This is a genomic window from Rhodanobacter sp. DHG33, from assembly GCF_014843005.1.
GTDB lineage: Bacteria > Pseudomonadota > Gammaproteobacteria > Xanthomonadales > Rhodanobacteraceae > Rhodanobacter_A.
This window is the reverse complement of the sequence record NZ_JACYXM010000002.1, coordinates 537205-556018: the sequence shown is the minus strand read 5'-3', so window position 1 is coordinate 556018 and position 18814 is coordinate 537205. Positions and strand designations below refer to the sequence as shown.

18 protein-coding genes are annotated in these 18814 nt (G+C 67.1%); 11 read left to right on the top strand and 7 right to left on the bottom strand.

Going from position 1 to position 18814, the window contains the following annotated elements; genetic code table 11:
- Positions 1-72 precede the first annotated feature (72 nt).
- The 3 genes from recJ to abc-f are packed head-to-tail and all read right to left on the bottom strand — an operon-like array spanning position 73 to position 4681.
- Positions 73-1869 (bottom strand): single-stranded-DNA-specific exonuclease RecJ, encoded by a 1797-nt coding sequence (recJ, locus tag IHE46_RS05465; protein WP_192163593.1) that lies wholly within the window; start codon positions 1867-1869, stop codon positions 73-75.
- Positions 1821-2735 carry a phosphoglycerate mutase gene (locus IHE46_RS05460; protein WP_192163592.1) on the bottom strand — a complete coding sequence of 305 codons (915 nt, stop codon included), beginning with the start codon at positions 2733-2735 and terminating at the stop codon, positions 1821-1823. Before IHE46_RS05460 ends, recJ begins: the two co-directional genes overlap by 49 nt.
- Positions 2735-4681, bottom strand: a complete 1947-nt coding sequence (abc-f, locus tag IHE46_RS05455; RefSeq protein ID WP_192163591.1) for a ribosomal protection-like ABC-F family protein — start codon at positions 4679-4681, stop codon at positions 2735-2737. Before abc-f ends, IHE46_RS05460 begins: the two co-directional genes overlap by 1 nt.
- A gap of 134 nt (positions 4682-4815) precedes the next feature.
- Here abc-f and IHE46_RS05450 point away from each other — a divergent pair, with 134 nt between their 5' ends.
- The 4 genes from IHE46_RS05450 to IHE46_RS05435 all read left to right on the top strand — a co-directional run bounded on the left by IHE46_RS05450 (position 4816) and on the right by IHE46_RS05435 (position 7698).
- Positions 4816-5163 (top strand): hypothetical protein, encoded by a 348-nt coding sequence (locus IHE46_RS05450; RefSeq protein WP_192163590.1) that lies wholly within the window; start codon positions 4816-4818, stop codon positions 5161-5163.
- A gap of 125 nt (positions 5164-5288) precedes the next feature.
- The gene (locus tag IHE46_RS05445) at positions 5289-6326 is read left to right on the top strand and encodes an agmatine deiminase family protein (protein WP_192163589.1); all 1038 of its coding nucleotides are present in this window, start codon (positions 5289-5291) and stop codon (positions 6324-6326) included.
- A gap of 8 nt (positions 6327-6334) precedes the next feature.
- Entirely contained in the window at positions 6335-7084 is a 750-nt protein-coding gene (locus IHE46_RS17200; protein ID WP_192163588.1) for a helix-turn-helix transcriptional regulator, read from the top strand.
- Between the two features lie 89 nt (positions 7085-7173).
- Positions 7174-7698 (top strand): YbhB/YbcL family Raf kinase inhibitor-like protein, encoded by a 525-nt coding sequence (locus IHE46_RS05435; RefSeq protein WP_192163587.1) that lies wholly within the window; start codon positions 7174-7176, stop codon positions 7696-7698.
- Between the two features lie 36 nt (positions 7699-7734).
- On the opposite strand, the gene IHE46_RS05430 is transcribed toward IHE46_RS05435, so the two are convergent.
- Positions 7735-9534, bottom strand: a complete 1800-nt coding sequence (locus tag IHE46_RS05430; RefSeq protein WP_192163586.1) for a chloride channel protein — start codon at positions 9532-9534, stop codon at positions 7735-7737.
- A 175-nt stretch (positions 9535-9709) separates the two neighbouring features.
- On the opposite strand from IHE46_RS05430, the gene IHE46_RS05425 reads away from it, so the two are divergent.
- From IHE46_RS05425 to IHE46_RS05410, 4 genes are all read left to right on the top strand, one after another.
- Positions 9710-10600 (top strand): carbon-nitrogen hydrolase, encoded by an 891-nt coding sequence (locus IHE46_RS05425; RefSeq protein ID WP_192163585.1) that lies wholly within the window; start codon positions 9710-9712, stop codon positions 10598-10600.
- 195 nt (positions 10601-10795) lie between these two features.
- Positions 10796-12028 (top strand): TraB/GumN family protein, encoded by a 1233-nt coding sequence (locus IHE46_RS05420; RefSeq protein WP_192163584.1) that lies wholly within the window; start codon positions 10796-10798, stop codon positions 12026-12028.
- Positions 12029-12131: 103 nt separating this feature from the next.
- Positions 12132-12464 (top strand): cytochrome c, encoded by a 333-nt coding sequence (locus IHE46_RS05415; protein WP_192163583.1) that lies wholly within the window; start codon positions 12132-12134, stop codon positions 12462-12464.
- A gap of 13 nt (positions 12465-12477) precedes the next feature.
- Positions 12478-12828 carry a cytochrome c gene (locus IHE46_RS05410; RefSeq protein WP_192163582.1) on the top strand — a complete coding sequence of 117 codons (351 nt, stop codon included), beginning with the start codon at positions 12478-12480 and terminating at the stop codon, positions 12826-12828.
- A gap of 148 nt (positions 12829-12976) precedes the next feature.
- Here IHE46_RS05410 and IHE46_RS05405 read toward each other — a convergent pair whose 3' ends face one another.
- Positions 12977-13828, bottom strand: coding sequence for an NAD(P)H-dependent oxidoreductase (locus tag IHE46_RS05405; RefSeq protein WP_192163581.1), 852 nt, complete (start codon positions 13826-13828; stop codon positions 12977-12979).
- On the opposite strand from IHE46_RS05405, the gene IHE46_RS05400 reads away from it, so the two are divergent.
- A complete protein-coding gene (locus IHE46_RS05400) occupies positions 13790-14833 on the top strand; it encodes a LysR family transcriptional regulator (protein ID WP_343229991.1) in 1044 nt (347 codons plus the stop codon). The two genes, IHE46_RS05405 and IHE46_RS05400, sit on opposite strands and share 39 nt — an antisense overlap.
- Positions 14834-14955: 122 nt before the next feature.
- On the opposite strand, the gene IHE46_RS05395 is transcribed toward IHE46_RS05400, so the two are convergent.
- Positions 14956-15564, bottom strand: coding sequence for an NfuA family Fe-S biogenesis protein (locus IHE46_RS05395; RefSeq protein ID WP_192163580.1), 609 nt, complete (start codon positions 15562-15564; stop codon positions 14956-14958).
- A gap of 155 nt (positions 15565-15719) precedes the next feature.
- Between IHE46_RS05395 and IHE46_RS05390 the strand changes: the two genes are divergently transcribed.
- Together IHE46_RS05390 and IHE46_RS05385 are read left to right on the top strand one after the other, a co-directional pair.
- Positions 15720-16061: a 4a-hydroxytetrahydrobiopterin dehydratase gene (locus tag IHE46_RS05390; protein ID WP_192163579.1), complete on the top strand. Its 342-nt coding sequence runs from the start codon at positions 15720-15722 to the stop codon at positions 16059-16061.
- Between the two features lie 2 nt (positions 16062-16063).
- The gene (locus IHE46_RS05385; protein ID WP_192163578.1) at positions 16064-17563 is read left to right on the top strand and encodes a CPBP family glutamic-type intramembrane protease; all 1500 of its coding nucleotides are present in this window, start codon (positions 16064-16066) and stop codon (positions 17561-17563) included.
- On the opposite strand, the gene IHE46_RS05380 is transcribed toward IHE46_RS05385, so the two are convergent.
- Positions 17541-18545 (bottom strand): RluA family pseudouridine synthase, encoded by a 1005-nt coding sequence (locus IHE46_RS05380; protein ID WP_192163577.1) that lies wholly within the window; start codon positions 18543-18545, stop codon positions 17541-17543. The genes IHE46_RS05385 and IHE46_RS05380 overlap by 23 nt on opposite strands.
- Positions 18546-18814: the final 269 nt, after the last annotated feature.

Sequence of the window (18814 nt, the reverse complement as noted above, 5' to 3'; positions counted from 1 at the left end):
GGCGGACGGGCGAGCAGTGTGGAATGCGGGCTGTGAATGCCGCGCGAGGCACCCGCCGATCGTAGGCAGCCTCTAGGCCGGCTCGACGTGGCGCAGCAGCAGGCGCGGCGATTCGCGGCCCTGCCAGTCGTTGACCACCAGCTCGTAGACGGCGCGCAGGCGTGATGGCGGCGAGGCGGCACCGACGTTGAACATCACCGCATCGTGCATGCTGCCGTCGCGCGGATCGCGCAGGCCCAGCCGCCAATGGCCCTCGCCCATCGGCTTCCAGTTCGCGCATTCGAAGACGTTGTCGAACAGCGGCTCGGGGAAGGCCTGTCCCCACGGTCCGGCGCTGCGCAGTTGCAAGGCCAGTTCCAGCGACAAGTTGCCTGCGGGAAGTTCGCCGTCGGTGTAGAGCGCGGCCTGCAGGCGTTCCGGTGCGATCAACTCGCGCGCGACCGCGTCGAAGGCAGCGGCGAAGCGCGGAAAATCCGCCGTGCGCAGGCTCAGGCCAGCCGCCATCGCATGGCCGCCGAAGCGTTCGATCAGGCCGGGCTGGCGCGCATCGATCGTCGCCAGCGCATCACGCAGATGGAAACCGGGAATCGAGCGTCCGGAGCCGCGCAAGTGTTCTGCATCGTCTTCGCTAGCGGGTGCGAAAGCGATCACGGGGCGATGCAGGCGTTCCTTCAATTTGGAAGCCACCAACCCCACCACGCCCGCATGCCACGATGGCTCGTACAGCGCCACGCCCACCGCATCGATGTCGCGCAGGCCGGCCGTCATCACTTCGGCTTCGGCCACCATGGATGCCTGCAGGTCGCGGCGCTCGCGATTGATCGCGTCGAGTTCGCCGGCATAGCGGCGCGCCTGCACCGCGTCGTCGGTGAGCAGGCATTCCACGCCGAGCTGCATGTCCTCCAACCGCCCTGCCGCGTTGAGGCGAGGCCCCACGGCAAAGCCCAGGTCGCTGGCACACAGCGTGGCAGCGCTGCGCTTGCCGCATTCGATGAGCGCGGCAATGCCGACGCAGGCGCGACCGCTGCGGATGCGCCGCAGGCCCGCTTCCACCAGCACGCGGTTGTTGAAATCCAGCGGCACCAGGTCGGCCACCGTGCCCAGCGCCACCAGATCGAGCAAGGTGGAGAGGTCGGGCCTGCTCTTTTGAGGAATGCGTCCATGGATGGCCGCTTCTTGATCGTCGCGATCAGGACGGTCGCTCGGATAAAGCTTCGCGCGCAATGCGAGCAGCAGATAGAACATGACTCCGACACCTGCGAGCGCCTTGCTCGGGAACCCGTCGCCCACAAGATTCGGGTTCACCATCGCGTCGCAATCCGGCAGTTGTTCGCCGGGCAGATGATGGTCGGTGACGATCACGCGCATGCCGAGTTCGCGCGCACGCGCCACGCCGGCCACGCTGGCCACACCGTTGTCCACGGTCACGATCAGCTGCGGGCGCGGCTGCAGCGAATCGACCAGTGCCGGCGTGAGGCCGTAGCCATGCACGAAGCGGTTGGGCACGGCGTAGCCCACGCGCCTGGCGCCCAGCATGCGCAGGCCGCGCACGGCCACGGCGGTGCCGGTGGCGCCGTCGCAGTCGTAATCGCCGGCGATCAGGATGGCCCAGTCGCCGCGGATCGCTTCGGCCAGCAGTTCGGTGGCGGCATCCAGGCCGCCTAACGCCTGCGGCTGCAGCAGGTGCTGCAAGCGGTGCTCCACGCCGTCCGGTCGAAGCACGCCACGTGCAGCGTAGATGCGCTGCAGGACCGGATGCACGGCGGCGTCCCAGCCGGACGGCTCGCCCTGCGGTTCGCGCCGCCGCAGCTCCAGCACGTTCAACGCGGCGCCCCGCGCCAGAAGCGCCAGCGATGCAGCGGCCGCCATGACCAGCGTTCGCCGCTGGCGAACACCATGTGCAGAGGCTGCCGTCGTGCCAACGCCTCAATAGCCGCGCACCATGCATCGCCAAGCTCGGCCGCAGACAGATCCTGCAAGTCGAGCAGCCAGCCGGCTGGCGCCAATGCCACGGCATCCTGCGTACAAGCCCGGGATGGGATGCCCGCGCACGCAGCCAGCGCCAGCAGCAATGTGTCGCTGCCGACCACGCCGGCAAACCGGCTGTGCAGCGATGCAGGCAGCCGCCCTGCCCCCCACAGCCAGACGCTGTTGACCGGTGGCAGCCCACGCGACTGACGGGCGGCGTTCAAGGGATGCTGGTGCAGCAGCACTTGCGCTTCATTGAGCAGCATGCGCCACGGACGACCCTCGGCCCCCTGCGGCAAATGCTGATACAGATCCTCGCCCAGCGCCTGTTCGGGCGTGGCGAAATCCGGCAGCTGCATGCCGGGCGCAAGGCGCGACTGCCAGTGGTTCGGCGCACTGATCTCCAGTTGCAGGCCGGCCTCGGCGAACGCCGGTTGCAACAGTTCTGCGAAGGCCTGCGCCTCGTCCAGGGCCAAAGACATCGAGCCGCAGGCCAGCAGGCGCACGCCCGCCATATCCGGCTGCACCCAGGCGGGGTCGGCATTGAGCCAGATTGCCTCGCCAGCATCGCCTAACAGATGTTCGCGGATCAGCGCGGCGGCCGGCAGCGTCGCCGCATCCGTACCGAAGGCATGGGCGAGCCCCCCCAGCCGGCCGCACGGTTCGTCGGGCAGTCGATCCGCCTGCACCAGCAGGCGACGCAGCGGATGCGCGCGGTCGAACCGGTCCAGCGCAGGCAGCCACAACTGCGTCGCTTGCGCGCTCATCAGGCTTCCAGTTCCTCGTACAGGGCCATCCATTCCACCTCCAGCGTTTCCTTCTCGCGGCGCAGTTCGGCCTGCTGCTGGCCGAGTTTCATCAGGGTGGCGGTGGGACCGTTGTAGGTTTCCGGTTCGGTCAGCTTCGCCTCCAGCGCCGTCAGTTCGGCGTCGATGGCGGCCACGCGCGCCTCGATTTTCTTCACGCGCTGGCGCGTGGCCTTTTCGTTCTCGCGTTGCTGGGCGGCATTGCGGCGGCGCTCTTCCGGCGATTCGACGGGCGCTGCGGGCTTCGCCTCGGCTTTGGCGGATTTCTTGTTCGCCGAACCGCGCGCGCGCAGCCAGCGTGCGTAGTCGTCGAGGTCTCCATCGAATGGCTCCACCACGCCATCGGCCACGCGCCAGAAGCTGTCGCTGACCATGCCGAGCAGGTGGCGGTCGTGCGACACCAACACCAGCGCGCCGTCGAAATCCGCCAGCGCATCGGCCAGCGCTTCGCGCATGTCGAGGTCGAGGTGATTGGTGGGTTCGTCCAGCAGCAGCAGGTTGGGCTTGTCCCAAGCGATCAGCGCCAGCGCGAGGCGCGCGCGTTCGCCGCCGGAGAAACCGTCCACCGATTCGAAGGCGCGGTCGCCGGCGAAGTTCCAGGTACCGAGGAAGTCGCGCAGCGCCTGTGCGGCCACGCCGGGCGCCTTGTCCTGCAGGTGGTCGAACGGGCTGGCGCCCTCGCGCAGGCTTTCCACCGTGTGCTGGGCGAAATAGCCGATCTTCAGGTCCTTGTGCGCCTTGCGCTCGCCTCCCAGTGGCGTAAGTTCACCCACCAGCGTCTTCACCAGCGTGGACTTGCCCGCGCCGTTGGGGCCGAGCAGGCCAATGCGCTCGCCGGCCTCGAGGCGGAAACGCACGTCGCGCAGGATGATCGTGGCCTCGCGGCTGGGCGCGTCGTGGCCGGGCAGATGGTCGTCGCCCTCCTCGCGCGAGCCGGCCGGATAGCCGGCGGTCACCTCTTCCAGCTGCAGCATGGAGTCGGGCACGCGATCGGGCTTGGCGAATTGGAAATGGAACGCGCGCTCGGCGCGCACCGCCTCGGTGCCGGCCATCTTCTCCAGCCGCTTCATGCGCGACTGCGCCTGTTTGGCCTTGCTGGCCTTGGCCTTGAAGCGGTCGATGAAGCTCTGCAGGTGCGCGCGTTCGGCCTGCTCGCGCTCGTGCGCGATCTGCTGCTGCCGCAACTGCTCGGCGCGCAGGCGCTCGAAGGCACTGTAGTTGCCGGTGTAGAGGCGTGCGCCGCCATCGACCAGGTGCAAGGTGTGGTCGATCACGCCGTCGAGGAATTCGCGGTCGTGCGAAATGATCAGCAAGGTGCCCTGGTAGCGCCGCAGCCACTCTTCCAGCCACAGCACCGCATCGAGGTCGAGATGGTTGGTGGGCTCGTCGAGCAGCAGCAGGTCGGAGGGCGCCATCAGCGCGCGTGCCAGGTTCAGGCGCACACGCCAGCCGCCGGAGAACTCCTTCACCGCGCGCTCGTGCGTTTCCGGCGCGAAACCCAGGCCGTGCAGCAGGCGGCCGGCACGGGCACGGGCGTCGTAGCCGTGCAGCTCTTCGATGCGGTGATGCGCGTGCGCCATTGCCTCGCTGTCGCCGCGCGCCTGCGCGTCGGCTTCGTCGCGCAGCGCAGTGGCCAATTCGACGTCGCCGCCCAGCACGTAGTCGATCGCCGGATCGGGCAGCGCGGGCGTTTCCTGCGCCACCGAGGCCAGGCGCAGCTTCGCCGGCAGGTCGATGTCGCCGGCATCGGCTTCCACCTGTCCCTGCAGCGCGGCAAAGAGACTGGACTTGCCGCAGCCGTTGCGCCCGATGACGCCCAGCCGCCAGCCGCTCTGGATCACCAGGTCGATGTCGGACAGCAGCAGGCGGCTGCCGCGGCGGAGGGCGAAATGGCGGAACGAGATCATCAGAAGACTTCAGGCGGGACGGGGTGGTCGCACATGATAACGGCTGAGCCAATCACATCTGCCACGGTTGCCCGTGGATAGTCGCCGGAAGTTCTGCTACAACGGCGCGGCAACACCACGCGTGGAGGGGGATCATGTTCAAGCATCGTCACAGCCTGCCCTTGCTGGCAGCCGTCGCCATCGGTTTCGGCAGCCTGGTCGCACCGCAGACGGCCCGTGCCGACAATCTGCTTATTCACCGCGTGCAGCAGGAACAGGGCATGAACCTGCCCACCCGCGGCATGAGCATGGCCCAGGTCGAACAGCGCTACGGCGCACCGCAGCGCAAGCTGTCGCCGCGCGGCGGCGACAGCAGCAAGCACCCGGTGATCAACCGCTGGGAGTATTCGAGCTTCATCGTGTACTTCCAGGGCAATCGCGTGATCCATTCCGTGCTCAACACCCCGGCGGGCAACAACACCCATCCCAGCTCGGCGAATTGATCGCCCGGATTTCGACGCGGCCCGCGGCAGCGCGGGCCGCGTCGTCGTGTTCGCGTGCCTGATCGCTTAAAATGCGCGGCCCGGCGCCGACGCAGGCGCCACCTCACACGCACGAGTATCCCGTCATGACCGAACCCCGCTGGCGCCTGCCCGCCGAATGGGAGCCGCAAGCCGCGGTGCTGATCGCCTGGCCGCACGCGGGCACCGACTGGGCCGAGCGCCTCGCCGAGGTGGAAACCACCTACGTGGCGCTGGCCGCGGCAGTCACGCGCTTCCAGCGCCTGATCGTGGTGGTGGCCGATGCCGAAGTGCGCACGCACGCCGAGTCGCTGCTGCGCAAGGCCGGTGTCGATTTCGGCCGCATCCGCTTCGTCGAGCTGCCCTACGACGACACCTGGCTGCGCGATTCCGGCCCGATCACGCTGACGGCCGGCGACGGTGCCTTCCGGCTCGCCGATTTCCGCTTCACCGGCTGGGGCGGCAAGTTCGGCGCCGAGCAGGACGACGCGCTGATCGCGGGCCTGGTCGAGGCCGGCGTGTTCGGCAACGCCGGACACCGGCGCATCGACTGGGCGCTGGAAGGCGGCGGCATCGAGAGCGACGGCGACGGCACCGTGCTCACCACCTGGAAGTGCCTGCACCAGCGCCACCCGGAGCAGAGTCGCGAGGCGATGGACGCGATCCTCGAAGACAGCCTGCACGCCGACCGCATCCTGTGGCTGGACCACGGCTATCTCGAAGGCGACGACACCGACGCGCACATCGATACCCTCGCCCGCTTCGCGCCCGGCGAACACATCGTGTACCAGGCCTGCGACGACGCGGCCGACAAGCACCATGGCGAACTAGCGCGCATGGGCGAGGAACTGGCCGCGCTGCGCACCCTCGACGGTCGCCCATACCAGTTGCACCCGCTGCCCTGGGCGCAACCCATCATCGACGAAGGCCGCCGACTCGCCGCCTCGTACGCGAACTACCTGATCGTCAATGGTGCGGTGCTGGTGCCGGCTTACGGCGATGCCGCCGATGACGAGGCCGCGCGCATCATCGGCAGCGCGCATCCGGGCCGCGTCGTGGTGCAGGTGCCGTGCCGTCCGCTGATCTGGCAGAACGGCAGCCTGCACTGCATCACCATGCAGCTGCCCGCCGGGCTGGTCGACTAAGCCCGCGCGTGGCCATCGCACGCCTAGAGATTTTCGCCAGGCGGCGGCAACGCATCGCCGCCGCGCCCTTCAGCGAATTCTCGATCTTCCAGGTACGTGCAGGCCGCAAGCGCATGGGCGACGGGCGACGCCAGGACGAAATCCCCACCGGCGGCTTTGCCGCGGTGGCGCCCGGGCAATTGCTGCACGTGGAAAACCTGCCGCCGGACGACGGCGCATACCGCGCCGTCTGCCTGTGCCTGCCGCAGGCGATGCTGGACCCTGCCGACCTGGCGCCCGCCGACGCATCGCCATGGGCGGCGTTGCCCGCGCTGCGCGCCCTGGAACAGGCCTTTGCCCACGTCGAGCAAGGCGTCTCCGAACAGCTCCCGGAAAACCTGCTGCGCCACCGTGTCGCCGAACTGGTGGCCGCCGTGGCGCTGGCCGGTTATCGGCCACCGATGCAGCGCGACCGCGGACTGGGCGAGCGCATTCGCCTGTTGCTCAACACGCAGCCCGCCCGCGAGTGGCGCGCGGAAGAAGTGGCCGGACAACTGGCGCTCAGCACCGCCACGCTGCGCCGACGCCTGGCCGAGGAGACGACCAGTTTCCGGGGCATCCTCGAAGAAGTACGGCTCACCCACGGGCTGGCCCTGGTACAGGGTTCGCACAAGCCGCTCAAGCAAGTGGCCGCCGAATGCGGCTATGCCTCGCCTTCGCGCTTCGCCGCGCGTTTTCGCGAACGCTTCGGCACCTTGCCTTCCGAACTGCGCGACTGAGCGGATCGAGCGAGCGCTTGCGCGTTTGAAGCCACTGCGGCCATGCGGCGGCGCGCACCATGCGCGCACTCCCTTCCCGCGAGGTTCCCATGCGCCGCCTGATTGCCACACTGTTTGCATCCGCCTTCGCGCTGGGTGTCCACGCCGCCGACTTCCAGGTACAGGTCGACGGCGAACACGGGCGCCTGCCCCCGAGCAGCAGCTTCCATGGCTTTGGCTGCACCGGCGACAACCGCGCGCCTGCCGTGCATTGGCAGCATGCCCCGACCGGCACGCGCAGCTATGCGCTCACCGTTTACGACCCGGACGCGCCCACGGGTAGCGGCTGGTGGCACTGGGTAGTGGTCAACCTGCCCGCCTCAAGCGCGGCGCTGCCGGCTGGCGGCCACCTGCCGGCTGGCGCGCTTGCGGTGCGCAACGACTATGGCCAGGCGGCGTGGGGCGGCCCGTGCCCGCCCAAGGGCGATGCGCCGCACCGCTACATCTTCACCGTATACGCGCTGGACGTGCCCTCCATGGAGCTTCCTGAGGGCGCTTCGCCAGCCCTGGCCGGCTTCATGATCCATGGCCACACGCTCGGCGCGGCGCGGGTCACCTTGACCTATGGGCGTTGAATTGGCCGCCAGATTCCCTGCACCTTGCGTGCGCCTTCATGTCTTGCCGTTGCGGAAGAAGCGTTCGCGCACCCTTTCCTCGTCGTGGTAGTGCGTGTACGGCTTGAGCAGGTCGTAGCGTGTGACCATGCCGAGCAGGGTGCGGCGATCCGGACCGACCACCGGAATGCGGTCGAGCTTTTCCACTGCGGCGCGCACGGCCACGCTCTGGCAGCTCTCGTCGGGCAACGCGATCACCGGCTCCTTACCCACCACGTCGGCCAGCCGCGCGCTGCCCGCGGGATCTTCCTTCAGCCAGCGCTGCACGTCCTGCCGGTTGACCACGTTGAGCAGGCCGCCATCGGCATCCACTACCGGAAAGGCGCGGTACTGCTGGTCGGCGCCGAAATAACGCCCGGCCAGTTCGCGCACGCTGAGGTCACCGGGCACGGTGATCATCGCCGTGGTCATCACCTCGCGCACCGGAATGTGCTCTAGCCGGTCCACCGTGTACTCGCGAAAGATGTCCAGGCCGCGCCGCGCGATCTTCTCGGTAAGTATCGAGCGCTTCATCAGAAACACGCTCACACCGTAGGCCGTGGTGCAGGCCACCAGCAGCACGGGCAGCGCGCTGGCGTTGTGGGTGAGTTCCAGCGCGAACATGATCGAGGTGAACGGCAATCGCATCACGCCGGCCAGCATCGCCCCCATGCTGAGCAGCGGCCACAGCAGCGGATCCGTGCCGGGAAACACCATCGACTCCAGGCCACCCAGCCCCGCACCCAGCGACAGCAGCGGCGCCAGCACACCACCGGACGTCCCTGAGCCGAGATAGATCACCCACATCGCGGACTTCACCAGCATGAAGATCAGGATCGCCATGCCCACCAGCTGGCCCGTCAGCAGCTTGTCGATCACGTCGTAGCCCACGCCCAGCGCCTGCGGTTCGATCACGCCACCGATGCTCACCGCCACCGCGCCGATCAGCGGCCACCACATCCAGTGCACCGGCAGGCGATGGAACATGTCCTCGGCGCGGTACACCAACGCAGTCAGCGCCGTCGCCAACAGGCCGGCGAGGAAGCCGCACACCGCAGCCAGACCGAAGGTCGGCAGGCTCACCACGAATACCGTCGCCAGCGGAAACAGCGCGCCGGGACCGAGCAGCCACATGCGCAGCGCATCGGCCACGAAGCAGGCGATCGCCACCGGGATGGTGCTGCGCGGGCGCAGCTCGAACAGCAGCAGTTCCACCGCCAGCAGGGTCGCCGCGATCGGCGTGCCGAAGGTGGCCGCCATGCCGGCGCAGGCGCCGGCTACCAGCAGGGTGCGGCGCTCCATCGAGGTGAGATAGAACATCTGGCCGAACAGCGAACCCACCGCGCCGCCGGTCATGATGATCGGCCCTTCCGCACCGAACGGGCCGCCGGTGCCGATCGCGATCGCCGCCGACAGCGGTTTCAGGATCGCCACCTTCGCCATCATCTTGCTGCGGCGAAACAGGATCGCCTCCAGCGCCTCCGGGATGCCGTGCCCGCGGATGCGGTCGCTGCCGTAGCGCGCCATCAGCCCCACCAGCAGGCCGCCCACCAGCGGCGCCAGCACGATCGCCCATACCGGGGCATGCAGGGCCGGCGCGACGAAGTCGAAGGAGAACTGCTGGCGGAACGCCAGGTTGGTGACCAGACCGATCATCCGGTACAGCACGTACGCGACGAACGCCGCGGCGATGCCCACGAACACGGCCATCAGCGAAAGCTTGAGGATGCTGACACTGGGGCGGAAATCGCTCTGGCTCAGCGTGTCCTGCTTCCAGCGTTCGTACTTGCGCAGCAGCCAGGCAGCGACGACGTTCATGCATTGCCTCGCCTGCCGGTGCCGCAGCACCGGATCGCGCATCCGTCGGCAACGACCATCGGCCACCTCCGTCAGGAAAGCATCGCCCTGATCCAGAGTAGCCCAAGCGCGTTGCCACGGTCACGGCGATGGGCCTTGTTACACTATGCAGCGCAGACCCTCACGCCGAATCGCCATGACCCGCAAGATCCTGAAAGCCGCCCTGTTGCAGGAAACCGACCGCGGCAGCCGCGACGCCAACCTCGATGCCATCGAGGCCGGCCTGCGCGAGGCCGCCAAGGCCGGCGCCGAACTGGTGCTGCTGCAGGAGCTGCACAACGGCCCGTATTTCTGCCAGCACGAATCGGTCGACCTGTTCGACCTGGCCGAGAGCATCCCCGGCCCCAGCACCGCGCGCATCGGCAAACTGGCCGAGGAGCTGAAGCTGGTGGTGGTGGCCTCGCTGTTCGAGAAGCGGGCGGCCGGGCTGTACCACAACACCGCGGTGGTGTTCGACCGCTCGGCGGCGATCGCGGGCAAGTACCGCAAGATGCACATCCCCGACGATCCGGCGTTCTACGAGAAGTTCTACTTCACGCCGGGCGACCTCGGCTTCGAGCCGGTCCAGACCTCGGTGGGCAAGCTGGGCGTGCTGGTGTGCTGGGACCAGTGGTATCCCGAAGCCGCACGCCTGATGGCGCTGGCCGGCGCGGAACTGCTGCTCTACCCCACGGCGATCGGCTGGGATCCCAACGACGCGCAGGGCGAGAAGGATCGCCAGCGCGAAGCGTGGGTGACCGTGCAGCGCGGCCATGCGGTGGCGAACGGCCTGCCGCTGCTCTCCTGCAACCGCACCGGCCACGAGGCCGACCCCAGCGGCGTCGGCGCGGGCATCCGGTTCTGGGGCACCAGTTTCGTGGCCGGCCCGCAGGGCGAATTCCTCGCGCAGGCCGGTACCGACCAGCGCGAACTGCTGATCGCCGAGATCGACATGCAGCGCAGCGAGCACGTGCGCCGCATCTGGCCGTTCCTGCGCGACCGCCGCATCGACGCTTACGGCGACTTGCTCAAGCGTTTCCGGGACTGATTTTAGTTTGCGATCATCCCTGATCGCGAAAGTCACGCGGGCGGCCATCCATGGCCGCACTCTTCAAATACCTCTGCGAGCATCTTTGAGTCGCGGAAATTGTGTGGCTGGCTGCCCCTGGCCGCACTTTCGACTTGCTTCGCGCAAGGCACGTCCCCATGCTTGTGGTCTCCCAGTGACCGATACGCCTTGCGCATGAGTGCTCCCGAATCCACTTCTCCCCTGCCCGCCGTGCTGAAGGACCAGCCCATCGAACGTGTGACGCGCGACGGGGTGGAGTACGTGGTGCTGGGCACGGCGCACGTCTCGCGCACCAGCATGGAGGCGGTGCAGGCGCTGCTGGACCATGAGCATTTCGACGCCATCGCCGTGGAGCTGTGCGAAAGCCGCGCGCAGGGCATGCGCGACCCCGATGCGTTCAAGCGCATGGATCTGTTCCAGGTGATACGCCAGGGCAAGGCCGGCATGGTGGCCGCCAGCCTGGTGCTTTCCACTTTCCAGAAGCGCCTCGCCGAACAGTCCGGCATCCAGCCGGGCGCCGAAATGAAGGCCGCGATGGACGGCGCCGCCGCGCGCAACCTGCCGCTGTGGCTGGTCGACCGCGACGTGGGCACCACGCTCAAGCGCGCCTGGCACAACGTGGGCTTCTGGCAGCGTTTCGGCCTGCTTGGCGGCCTGCTCGCCAGCGTGTTCGAGCGCGAGGAGATCGACGCCAGCGAAATCGAGAAGCTCAAGCAAGGCGACATGCTGGAAAGCGCCTTCAGCGAGTTCGCCAGCGAATCCCAGCCGCTGTACCAGAGCCTGATCGGCGAGCGCGACGCCTACATGGCCGCACGCCTGCGCGAGGAAGCCGCGCGCACGCCGTCCGCCGAACCGCGCCGCGTGCTGGTGGTCATCGGCGCCGGCCACCTGAAAGGCATGTGCCAATGCCTGCGCGAACAACAGGGCGACCCGGCAGCGACCGCCGCCGACCTGGCGCAATCGCCGCCGAAAGCGCGCTGGCCGAAATGGCTGGCCGTGGGTCTGGTGCTGGCCGTGTTCGCGGCCATCGCATTCGCCTTCCATCGCAACGCGGCGCTAGGTACACAGGTGCTCACCGCCTGGGTGCTGTTCACCGGCGGTTTCGCTGCGCTGGGCGCGATTGCCGCCGGCGCGCATCCGCTCAGCATCCTCGCCGCCTTCATCGCGGCGCCGATCAAGCCATTCCGCCCCGGCATTCCCGCCGGCGGCATCAGCGCCATGGCCGAGGCCTGGGTGCGCCGTCCGCGCGTGGCCGACTTCGACACGCTGCGCGACGACATCGTGCACTGGAGCGGCTGGTGGAAGAACCGCGTGGCGCGCACCCTGCTGAACTTTTTCCTGGTCAGCCTGGGCACCATCGTGGGCGAATACAGCGCGGGCATCCACATCGTCCGCAGCCTGTTCTGAGCGGCGGAGGCACGGCAGGTTGTCCGTGCCGGGAGCTGCTGTCTATACTGCGGCGGTTGCTGCATTCAATCGCATCTGCCGCCGCACCTGGGGAACGATCTCGATGATTCGACTGCAATTGCTTGGCCTGGCTGTGACTGCCGCCTTGCTGGCCTCCACCAGCGCGCATGCCCAAACCGGCGACAAGGCCGCGGGACGCACGCTGGTCTACACCTGCGCCGGCTGCCACGGCGTGCCGGGCTACTCCAACGCCTATCCGGATTACCCCGTGCCGAAGATCGCCGGGCAGAACGAGCAGTACATCATCACTGCGTTGAACGGCTACAAGAGCGGCGATCGTGGGTATCCGACGATGCAGGCACAGGCGCAGAGCCTGTCCGAGCAGAACATCAAGGACATCGCCGCCTACCTGTCCAGCATCACGCCGACCAAGTAACCAAGGACTCCGCATGCAACGCGCACTTGCCCTGCTCTCGTTCGGCGCCGTCCTGGCGTTCGCTTCCACTTCGCTGCTGGCCAGCGGCGATCCCGCCGCCGGCAAGACCAAGGCCGCCGCCTGCTTCGCCTGCCACGGCGCCGACGGCAACGCGGTCGACCCACAGTACCCGCGCCTCGCCGGCCAGTACAACGAATACCTGCAGCAGGTGCTGCACGAGTACAAGGACGGCCGCCGCAGCAACCCGATCATGAAAGGCATGGTGGCCACGCTGTCCGACCAGGACATCGAGGACATCTCCGCCTATTTCTCCAGCCTGCCGACCAAGCTGGACACGCTGAAGGGTCACGTGCAGGGCGATTGATCGCTGCGCCGTGCGCTTCACGACACAAAAGCCCGCCATTCGGCGGGCTTTTTCGTTAGAGATTGCGCTGGACACCGTGCCACCCGCTGGGCAGGACTGCCAGCGATCCTACGAACGCCCCTCCATGAAGCTTCCGCTTTCGCGGCTCTCAGGTCTCCAGCGCGGATACGGAGGACGCAAGCGCCTCGTTTCTCTCGTACAGAGCTACGCGGCAGGTATCGGCGACATGAGCCATCAGACCCGTCTGATCCGGTGCGACATGACTGGCCAGCACATGACGATCCGGATAGTCGCCGCCGTTCTGCGGACGGAAGGCGATCGGCGCATCGTCGAACAGCCGCTCCACCCGGCCACGCCAGGCACCGGCTGCATCCGCCATGCCTTTGGCGTCGATCCGGACCGCTCCGTACACCGCGAAAGTGGGCAGCACCTGCATGCCGGGAAAGAACAGCGTGCCATGCGTGATGGGAAAGAGCAGCTGTTCCAGCGGCCCGTTGATACCGCGGGGAGAATAGTCCTCCGCCGGTCCGCCGACTGAAACCGCCAGCAATGCGCGCTTTCCCGCGAACCCGCCTTCGCCATAACGATAGGTGTTGCCGGCTCCCTGGTAGCCATAGGCCAGACCAAAAGCCCACACCCGGTCCACCCATCCTTTCATGATCGCCGGCATGCCGAACCACCACAGCGGAAACAGCAGAATCACCGCATCGGCCGCCGACAGTTTGCGCTGTTCTTCTTCGACATCCGGAGTTTGGCAGCCGCTGGAAAACGCATGCCCCGATTCCTCGATGAAGGACAAACGGGCCCGATTGGCACGGACAGGGAAATCCCGATCATCGAACACTGCCTTCCATCCCATCGCATACAGATCGGACTCCATGACTTCGTGGCCTTGGGCCTTCAGCGCCTCGGAAGAGATTCCGGCGAGCTGGGACGTCACGGATGTCCGTTCGGGGTGGGCGTGGACGATCAGGATTTTTTTCTTGTCGATTCGTTGCATGGCATGACCTTCGCGGGACTCGAGAGCAGGACCTCGCGCAGTCTCGATGTCACCGTGACATTTGTGAAATCAAATAAATTTCCGCCTATCATCCATTCAATGGATACCAAAAAGCGCCTGGACCTCAATCTTCTGGTCACGCTGGAAACTCTGCTGGTGGAGCAGAACGTGACGCGCGCGGCAGAGCGCCTGCATCTCAGCCAGCCTGCAGTCAGTGCGCAATTGAGTCGCCTGCGCGAGCTGTTCGATGACCCGCTTCTGATACCGGTACAGCGCGGGATGACGCCCACGGCGAAGGCCCTCGACCTGCTGGGTCCGCTCCGCCACGCACTAGACCAGGTGCGTGCCACGCTGGCCGAACATCGCCATTTTGACCCACTGCGTGCCCGGCTCACGGTTGCCATCGCCTGCACCGATTACCTGCAGAAGACGGTGGTCCAGCCGTTGGCGATTGCCCTGCGAAAACGGGCGCCCGGCGTGCGTATCGCCTTGCGCCATCTCGATCCGTCGCAGCTGGAAACACAGATGGCCACTGGAGAAGTGGATCTGGCGTTGATGACACCCGAGCATGGACCGATCAGCCTGCGCAGCCGGCATCTGTTCGACGAGCGCTACGTGCTGATCGGCAGACATCGGCACCCCGGACTGCGGCGGGGGCTCTCGGTGGAGCAGTTCGCGCGGCTGGATCAGGTCATCGTCTCGCTGCATGGCGGCGATTTCGCAACTCCCGTGGACGATGGGCTCGCCGCTCTGGGCTACAAGCGCAACGTGGCGCTTTCCGCAGCGTCGTTCCTGTTCGTGCCTGAAATCGTCGCCCAATCCGACTTCGTCGCCCTGGTGCCGGAACGGCTGGTGCGCGATCGCGGCGAGACGCTCAAGGTGGTCGAATGCCCGTTCCCCGTGCCGGGCTTCGCCGTGAGCATGCTGTGGCATGAACGCAACCATGGCCACAGCGGGCAACGCTGGATACGCGAAGCCATCATGGAACTGGCACGCCAGCAGTAGCCAAGCCGGGGCCGCAGCTTACGCCGATCTCGCCGGGTTGCCTGCGCACGGGATGACGCACGTCACCGGCTTTCCGGTGCACACGCGGTTTGCAACAAGCTCTGTCGAGCTGGATAAACGGCTCAACCCAGCGCCGACTTGCCCTCATGCTTGCTGTAGTACGGCTGCTTGCCGCCGCTGTGGTCGGTGGCGTCGCGCACCGCGGTGATCTCGGGCACGCGCTCGCGCAGGGTCTTTTCCACGCCCTGCTTCAACGTGACGTCCACCATGCCGCAGCCGTGGCAGCCGCCGCCGAACTGCAGCAGCACCACGCCTTCGGCATCCACCTCCAGCAGGGTGACGCGGCCGCCATGCGAAGCCAGCTGCGGATTGATCTCGGCATCGAGCACGTAGCGCACGCGCTCGATCACGCCGGCTTCCAGTCCCGGCACATCGCCCTTGATCTTCGGCGCGCGGATGTTGAGCAGGCCGCCTGTAACGTTGGGCTCGAAGTCGATGCTGGCACCGTCCAGCCACGGGGCGCTGTCGCCCGCGACATGGAAGTCGAACCCGGCGCATTCGATCGTCCATTCGTTGCCTGCCAGTTCGGCCGGCTCGCAGAACTCCAGCTCGCAATTGGCCGCGGGCGTACCCGGCGCGGTCACGTGCAGGCGGATGCCCATGCCTTCGTTGCCCTGTTGCGCCAGCAAACGGCGGAAATGCTGCTGCGCGCGTTCGGAAATCTCGATCATGCTTCACCTGTGACGGATATCGTGGCGACCGCGCCAGCGCGGCTCGCCGAATCAGCACCATTTTAGTACTGTTTTGCCGCCGTTGCGGGTTTTGACATTTGCGCGCGCAACTTCGACGCTGCGCAGCCTCGCCTTTGCTTACCGATGGAGCTGCCATGAACATTCACGACTTCGCCAGCCAGCATTGCCAGCCGCGCAAGGGCAAAGAGCATGCGCTGAGCGCGGACAAGATCACCCAGCTGCTGCAGCTGCTGCCCGGCTGGAAGCTCGCCGCGGACGGTCACGCCATCGTCAAGGATTTCCGCTTCCCCGATTTCCGCCACACGCTGGGCTTCATCAATGCGGTGGGCTTCATGGCCAATCACGAGGATCACCACCCGGACATCGAGGCCGGCTACGGCCATTGCCAGCTGCTGTGGTCCACCCATGACGTGGGCGGTCTGTCGCTCAACGACATCATCTGCGCGGCCAAGGTCGAGGCATTGCTGGCGCATTGAGCATGCGTGCCGCTGCGCACCGATGGTTCGCCGCCGCCGGTTTCGCGCTGCTGGTGGTGTTGCTGTTGTTCGGCCTACGCATGCTGGCCGCGCGCATCGTCGCCCTGCACCTGCACGCGGAAGCGAACCGCGAGCTTGCGTTGATCGAACACGGCCAGCCGCTCTGGCATTGGTCGCTGCGCCGGCCGCATGATCTCGTTGCCTCGCGCGCTTTCGGTGCCGCCGATGTGCACGCCGGCAACGGTCTGCGCATCGGCAGCCGCGACGGGACACCTTTCGAGATCGGCCTCCCGGTGCGCGGCATGCTCGATCCGGAGCACTGGCCGCTGCTCACGCTGCATGGCGCGGCGGATGCCCCGTTCCAACTGGGCGTGGCATGGCAACCGCGACTGGGCGAACCTGGCTGCTCCGGCTGGCGTGAAATACCCGTTCCCGCTGGCCCGCTGCAACTGGCGCTGGATCTGCGCCAATTGCATTGGCAGGCTGCCGACGGAAACGCCTGCCCCGCGCCAACACGAATCGAAACGCTGCGGCTGAAACTGGCGCTGCCCGCGCACACCTCGTTGCGACTGGACGAGGTGTCGCTGCGCAGCGACATCCCTCTGCCCGTGCCCACACAACCAGCATTGCAGCTGTCGATGGATCCATCCGTGGCTGCGCGTCGGCTTGCCGATCCTTCGCTGCCGGCCGCTCCCTGGATTGCCTTGCCCGGAAACGCATCGGCGGAAGCGCAGCTGGCATTGCGCAGCGAGGTCTGGCGATGGCGACCCGGGGCGCTGATCCTGCCGCAGGGCGACATGCCCACGACCGCCCATGAAGCCATGGAGTCCAACTGGATTCCATGGGCCGGCGCCTTCGGCTATCTGCTGGCTCTGCTCGCCTTGGCCCTGCACCCTCCACGCCGGCAGTGGCGCCTTTGGCTGGAGTTGCTGGCCTGCCTCGCTGGCCCGTTGTGGCTGATCGTTGGCCTGCAAATAGGATTGCGCCTGAGCGTGCCCAGCGGATTGGTGTTCGCCGGCGCATTGCTGTTCGCGGCCCAGGCCGAGTGGCGGCAGCGCCCGGTGAGCTGGCACTGGCTGGGCAGCCGGCGCGCGTGGCTGATGCCGCTCGCCCCGCTGGTTCTGGCACTTGGTCTGATCACCCGTTTCGGCGGCCCATGGGTGACGCCGCCGCTGGGGCATGCGCTGATGTATCTGTCGTGGGCCGTGTTGCAGCAATGGCTGATGCTGGCCGTGCTGTTGCGCCGCCTCGAAGACAGCCGGGTGCCCGCCGCCCTCGCCGTGCTGCTCACGGCGCTGGCGTTCGCGCTGATGCACACGCCGAATGAGATGTTGATGCAGCTCTGCCTGCTGGGCGAACTGTGGTGGGCATGGTGCTTCCGGCGTTCGCGCGCATTGCTGCCAGTGGCCATCGCGCACGCCGCCTGCGCTCTGCTGGTGGAAGCCGGCCTGGTAGGCAGCCTGCTGCGTTCGCTGGAAGTCAGCGCCCGTTTCTTTCTTTAGCGGCCGCCTGGATGTACGGCAGGTGCTTGCCCTTGACGGCCAGCACGTCGAGGAACGTCTTCAAATCGTCGGGCAAGGGCGCGGAAAAACTGTAGAGGCGCCCGTCCAGATCGAAACTGAGATGCGAGGCATGCAGGAACAGCCGCTGCAGCCCCATTTCGCGGAAACGCCTGTTCATCTCCCGGTCGCCGTACTTCGGGTCGCCTGCCAGCGGGTAGCCGACATGGGCGGCATGCACGCGGATCTGATGGGTGCGACCGGTTCCCAACGTAGCCTGCATCAGGCGGGCACCCGGGTACTGCTCCATCTCGCGGAAAAAGGTGAGCGAAGGTTTGCCGTCATCGCTGACCCGCACCATGCGCTCGCCGCCCTGCAAGACGGACTTGCGCAAGGGCGCGTTGACGTCGAACTTGGCCTTGGGCGGGTGGCCGACCATCAGGCACAGGTACTGCTTGGTGACCTCGCCGGCCCGGATCGCCGCCTGCAGCCCGGTCAGCCCGGCGCGGGACTTGGCCAGCACCAGCACGCCGCTGGTGTCGCGGTCCAGTCGGTGCACCAGCTCCAGCGACTCGTTCGGGCGCGCCGCACGCAGCAGCTCGATGGCGCCATGGCTGACCCCGCTGCCGCCGTGGCTGGCGATACCCGAAGGCTTGTCGATCACCAGGAAGTGCTTGTCCTCGAAGATCACTGCCTCGGCCACCGACGCGATCATCGCATCGGGCGCCGCCTGCGCTTCGTGGCGTTCAGCCTGCCGGATCGGCGGAATTCGCAACATATCGCCGTCACTTAGGCGCGTATCCGGCTTGGCGCGCTTGCCGTTCACCCGTACCTGACCGGTGCGCAGCAAGCGGTAGATCATGCTTTTCGGCACGCCTTTGAGCAGGGTCGCAAGCGCATTGTCGATGCGCTGGCCGTCCCGCTCGGGGCCAATTGCGACTTGACGCACACCTTGAGGTACGTCGCGGGAAGTTGCCGTCTGCATTGAAAAAAACCTGTCGAAATAGGATACTCGGCGGGCGCCATTCCCTGCCCGCCGAGACCGGTTCGGGCCGGGGCCCCGCCCGTCACGCCGGCGAGGATTGCGCCGACTGCCCAAGGATCATTCCCAAGCAGCGGTCGCGACTCCCTTTCATCGTAACGGTTCGGGCCGTCGTTTGCCCGAAACCTTCTGGTTTGGGCGCGTCTGGTGCAGCAACCCGAACATCCGGGCGCCCGGTAAAGGCGCCGTCACATGAGCCGCTCTACCGCAGC

What these genes read in the sequence shown, in the direction of transcription:
- IHE46_RS05415 (WP_192163583.1), top strand. Translation starts at nt 12,132, where the DNA reads ATGATTCGACTGCAATTGCTTGGCCTGGCTGTGACTGCCGCCTTGCTG.
- IHE46_RS05460 (WP_192163592.1), bottom strand. Translation starts at nt 2,735, where the DNA reads ATGAGCGCGCAAGCGACGCAGTTGTGGCTGCCTGCGCTGGACCGGTTC.
- IHE46_RS05425 (WP_192163585.1), top strand. Translation starts at nt 9,710, where the DNA reads ATGACCCGCAAGATCCTGAAAGCCGCCCTGTTGCAGGAAACCGACCGC.
- IHE46_RS05445 (WP_192163589.1), top strand. Translation starts at nt 5,289, where the DNA reads ATGACCGAACCCCGCTGGCGCCTGCCCGCCGAATGGGAGCCGCAAGCC.
- IHE46_RS05380 (WP_192163577.1), bottom strand. Translation starts at nt 18,545, where the DNA reads ATGCAGACGGCAACTTCCCGCGACGTACCTCAAGGTGTGCGTCAAGTC.
- recJ (WP_192163593.1), bottom strand. Translation starts at nt 1,869, where the DNA reads ATGGCGGCCGCTGCATCGCTGGCGCTTCTGGCGCGGGGCGCCGCGTTG.
- IHE46_RS05435 (WP_192163587.1), top strand. Translation starts at nt 7,174, where the DNA reads ATGCGCCGCCTGATTGCCACACTGTTTGCATCCGCCTTCGCGCTGGGT.
- abc-f (WP_192163591.1), bottom strand. Translation starts at nt 4,681, where the DNA reads ATGATCTCGTTCCGCCATTTCGCCCTCCGCCGCGGCAGCCGCCTGCTG.
- IHE46_RS05420 (WP_192163584.1), top strand. Translation starts at nt 10,796, where the DNA reads ATGAGTGCTCCCGAATCCACTTCTCCCCTGCCCGCCGTGCTGAAGGAC.
- IHE46_RS05430 (WP_192163586.1), bottom strand. Translation starts at nt 9,534, where the DNA reads ATGAACGTCGTCGCTGCCTGGCTGCTGCGCAAGTACGAACGCTGGAAG.
- IHE46_RS05410 (WP_192163582.1), top strand. Translation starts at nt 12,478, where the DNA reads ATGCAACGCGCACTTGCCCTGCTCTCGTTCGGCGCCGTCCTGGCGTTC.
- IHE46_RS05395 (WP_192163580.1), bottom strand. Translation starts at nt 15,564, where the DNA reads ATGATCGAGATTTCCGAACGCGCGCAGCAGCATTTCCGCCGTTTGCTG.
- IHE46_RS05405 (WP_192163581.1), bottom strand. Translation starts at nt 13,828, where the DNA reads ATGCAACGAATCGACAAGAAAAAAATCCTGATCGTCCACGCCCACCCC.
- IHE46_RS05450 (WP_192163590.1), top strand. Translation starts at nt 4,816, where the DNA reads ATGTTCAAGCATCGTCACAGCCTGCCCTTGCTGGCAGCCGTCGCCATC.
- IHE46_RS05385 (WP_192163578.1), top strand. Translation starts at nt 16,064, where the DNA reads ATGCGTGCCGCTGCGCACCGATGGTTCGCCGCCGCCGGTTTCGCGCTG.
- IHE46_RS05390 (WP_192163579.1), top strand. Translation starts at nt 15,720, where the DNA reads ATGAACATTCACGACTTCGCCAGCCAGCATTGCCAGCCGCGCAAGGGC.